Genomic DNA, 3,677 nt, shown 5'->3' on the forward strand with positions numbered 1-3,677 from the left:
GCTCGGGGCTGTAGGTGAGTCCCGGCTCGAGGAAGCCGTCGTAGAACTCCTCGGCGCTCTGCCGGTAGAAGGACCCGACGAAGCCGGTGCGGACGACCAGGATGTCGTGCTTCTCGATCGTGGAGCCCTGCGCGGCAGCGATCTCCAGCAGGTCCTCGTGGGTGAAGGTCTCCCCCTTGTCGAGCGCCGCCTTGCCCCGGTGGCGCGCGACGTCGATCAGCACGCCGCGCCCGACCACACCGCGTTCGGCGATGGGCAGGACCGACGCCTTCTCCATCGCGCCGTCGGTGGTGGCGGCGTCGTAGCCGTTCCAGATCTGGCCGTCGTACCAGACGTGGCCGAGGGAGTCGTACTGCGTGGACGCCTGCAGGTAGAGCGTCGCGACGTCGTCGGAGTAGTGCGCTCCGCCGGGCGTCTCCACGCCCTCGCCCCGCTGGAAGAAGCCCTCGTCCATCACGTTCGTGCGCTGGATGCTCTCGCGGCCCGGCCACACCGGGTCGCCGGACGGATCGCCCATCCGCACCTGCAGCGTGAAGACCTCGCCCGACCGGACCTCGGCGACGCCGCGGAGCACCTCCGCACTCGTGAGGTAGTTCAACGAGCCCACCTCGTCGTCGGGCCCCCACTTGCCCCAGTTCCTCGGGGAGTCCTTCAGGAAGTCGCCCACGTAGGGGGTCTCGGTCATGTCGTGCTCCTTCGGTCGTGGATCGGGTGGCGTCGGATGATGGATGGGCTGGTCAGCGGTCGAGACCGGCGGTCTCGACGACGACCCAGGCGCGCTCGACCAGCTGGTCGATGGCCTCCGGCACGGGTGGGCCGCCGTCGGCGGCGTTGCTCGGCTCGTCCAGGGCCCGCCGCATCACGCCCTCGGCGATGACGGCGATCTTCCAGAGACCGAGGGCGTGCCAGTAGTCGAGGTCGGACCGCTCGCGGCCCGAGGCCTCCAGGTAGGTCCTGGCGATCTGCTCGCGCGAGGAGAAGCCCGGCAGCGCGGACGCGGCGAACGCGTGGGTCGCACCGTCGGAGGCCTCCGGCCAGTAGGCGAGCAGGCTGCCGATGTCGGCGAGCGGGTCGCCGAGGGTGCTGAGCTCCCAGTCGAGCACGGCACGCACGTCGCCCAGCTCGGGGTCGACGATGACGTTGCGCAGGTGGAAGTCACCGTGCACGAGGGCGACGTCGCGCCCAGCGTGCGTGGACTGCTCCGGCATGCGCCGGCGCAGGAGCTCGGTCATGGCGTCGAGCCGGGGCAGGTCACGCGTGCGCGAGGCCTCCCACTGCCGGGACCAGCGCTTGAGCTGGCGGGCGGCGTACGGCGAGCGGCTCGCGAGGTCACCCAGCCCCACCTCGTCGACGTCGACCTCGTGCACCGCCGCGAGCGTGCGTGCGAGCGACGGTCCGATCGCGGCCCGCAGCGAGAGGCCGAGTCCCTCCGCCACCTCGTCGCGGTCGACGACGAGCCCGTCGACGTGCTCCATGACCACCACCGGGGTCTCGGCGAGGGCGTCGTCCACGTAGCGTCCCAGGACCTGCGGCACGGGCACGCCGGTGTCCGAGAGCGCCGCGAGGATCCGGTGCTCGCGCAGCACGTCGTGCGCCGAGGCGAGCAGCTCGCCCCGTGGCGGACGACGGACGATCCAACGAGCGTCGTGCTCGTCGCGCACGAGGTAGGTCAGGTTCGACTGGCCGCGGCCCACCCGGTCGGCCACGAGGCCTCCCTGCACCTCGTGGCCGTCGGCACGCAGCAGCGCGGCGAGCACGTCCAGGTCGAGCGCGACGTCGGTCGCGGTCCCGGGCACGACTCAGCCCTCGACCCGCGCCGCGAGGGCATCGGCCGCCGCACCGGACCCGATCATCTGGCCGCCGTCGATGACGAGCGTCTCGCCGGTGATCCAGGACGACGCGGACGATGCGAGGAACAGCACGGCCGCCCCGACGTCGTCGGGCTCGCCGATCCGGGCGAGCGGCGTCCGCTCCACCACGGCTCCCTCGTGCTCCTTCCACAGCGCCTCGGCCAGCTTCGTCCGCACGACACCCGGCGCGACGGCGTTGACCCGGATCGACGGTGCGAGCTCGATCGCGAGCTGCTTCGTCAGGTGGATGAGGGCGGCCTTCGACACGTGGTAGATCCCGAGGTCGGGCCCGACCGACAGGCCGCCGATCGAGGCCGTGTTCACGATCGATCCGCCGTGCTCGCCCATCCAGGCGTCGACCACGAGGCGTGACCACAGGATCGGCGCCCACAGGTTCACGTCGAGCGTCTTGGCGAAGCGGCCGTGGTCCTGGGCGAGCACCGGGCCGTAGGCCGGGTTGGTGCCGGCGTTGTTGACCAGCACGTCGACGCTGCCGAACGCCTCCATCGTCCGCTCCACGCACGCGCGGGCGAGGTCCTCGTCGGTCGCGTGGGCCCCGATCCCGAGCGCCCGCGGGCCGACGGAGTCGGCGGCCGCACGGGCCGCCTCCTCCGTCCGCGCCGTGAGCACCACGTTGGCGCCTGCCTCGTGCAGCGCCGCCGCGGCCGCGAGGCCGATGCCGCGCGAGGCGCCCGTGACGATCGCGGTGCGACCCGCGAGCGGCTCGCTCACCTCTTCTTGTTCCAGTCGGCGTTGATCCGGCGCAGCTCGACCTGGGCGATGGTGCGCTTGTGCACCTCGTCCGGTCCGTCGGCCAGACGCAGCGTGCGCTGGTGGGCGTAGAAGCTGGCGAGCGGGAAGTCGTCGGTGATGCCGCCACCGCCGTGCACCTGGATCGCGCGGTCGATGATCTTGAGCGCGACGGCCGGAGCGGCCACCTTGATCGCCGCGATCTCGGTGCGCGCCTTCTGGTTGCCGACCGTGTCCATGAGCCACGCGGTCTTGAACGTGAGCAGACGGATCATCTCGATGTCGATGCGCGCCTCGGCGATCCAGTCCTGGATGTTGGACCGGTTGGCCACGGGCTCGCCGAACGTGACCCGGTTCTGCGCCCGCTCGATCATCAGGTCCAGGGCGCGCTCGGCCATGCCGATCGACCGCATGCAGTGGTGGATGCGACCGGGTCCCAGGCGGGCCTGGCTGATCATGAAGCCGTCNCCCTCGCGGTCCATGTAGCCGAAGACCGGGAGCCCTCGGACGATCGTGATGCCGGGGGTGTCGAGCGGGACCACCATCATCGACTGCTGGCGGTGCTTCGCGGCCTCGACGTCGGTCTTGCCCATGACGATCAGGACCTTGCAGTTGGCGTGCAGCGCGTTGGAGGCGAACCACTTGCGGCCGTTGAGCACGTACTCGTCGCCGTCGGCGTCCATGCGCAGCTGGACGTTGGTGGCGTCCGAGCTCGCGACCTCCGGCTCGGTCATGCAGAAGGCCGAGTTGATCTCACCGGCGAGGAGCGGCTTGAGCCACTTCTCCTTGTGCTCGTCGGTGCCGAAGAGCTCGAGCACCTCCATGTTGCCCGTGTCGGGAGCGTTGCAGTTGATCGCCTCGGGGGCGATGTAGGGGCTGCGCCCGGTGATCTCGGCGAGCGGCGCGTAGTCGAGGTTGCTCAGGCCGGGGGCTCCCCAGTCCTCGCGCTCGTGCGGGTGGAAGAGGTTCCACAGACCACGCTTCCTGGCCTCGGTCTTGAGCTCCTCGAGGATGGGCGGGTGGAAGTTGGCGTTGCCCGACTCCGCCATCTGGGCGGCGTAGACGGACTCGGCGGGG

At 71.1% G+C, this 3,677-nt stretch carries 4 protein-coding genes and 1 pseudogene; all 5 read right to left on the minus strand.

The features are described from left to right. Positions 1 to 685 (minus strand): cyclase family protein (locus tag ASF38_RS03180; protein WP_235497366.1); only part of this gene is annotated, 685 nt, incomplete at its 3' end. A gap of 52 nt (positions 686 to 737) precedes the next feature. Then, on the minus strand, positions 738 to 1,796 hold the full coding sequence (locus ASF38_RS03185) for a phosphotransferase family protein (protein WP_056573574.1): 1,059 nt from the start codon (positions 1,794 to 1,796) through the stop codon (positions 738 to 740). Between the two features lie 3 nt (positions 1,797 to 1,799). Next, the gene (locus ASF38_RS03190; protein ID WP_055963431.1) at positions 1,800 to 2,582 is read right to left on the minus strand and encodes an SDR family oxidoreductase; all 783 of its coding nucleotides are present in this window, start codon (positions 2,580 to 2,582) and stop codon (positions 1,800 to 1,802) included. Then, the coding region (locus ASF38_RS18680) for an acyl-CoA dehydrogenase family protein (RefSeq protein ID WP_255353799.1) at positions 2,579 to 3,067 on the minus strand (489 nt) is incomplete at its 5' end. The genes ASF38_RS18680 and ASF38_RS03190, both read right to left, overlap by 4 nt. Before the next feature lies 1 nt (position 3,068). Then, positions 3,069 to 3,649 (minus strand): annotated as a pseudogene (locus ASF38_RS18685) (acyl-CoA dehydrogenase family protein); the annotation flags it as partial. Between the last annotated feature and the right edge of the window lie 28 nt (positions 3,650 to 3,677).

The sequence above is a fragment of the Aeromicrobium sp. Leaf272 genome (genome assembly GCF_001422865.1).
In the GTDB taxonomy this organism is placed as follows: Bacteria; Actinomycetota; Actinomycetes; order Propionibacteriales; family Nocardioidaceae; genus Aeromicrobium.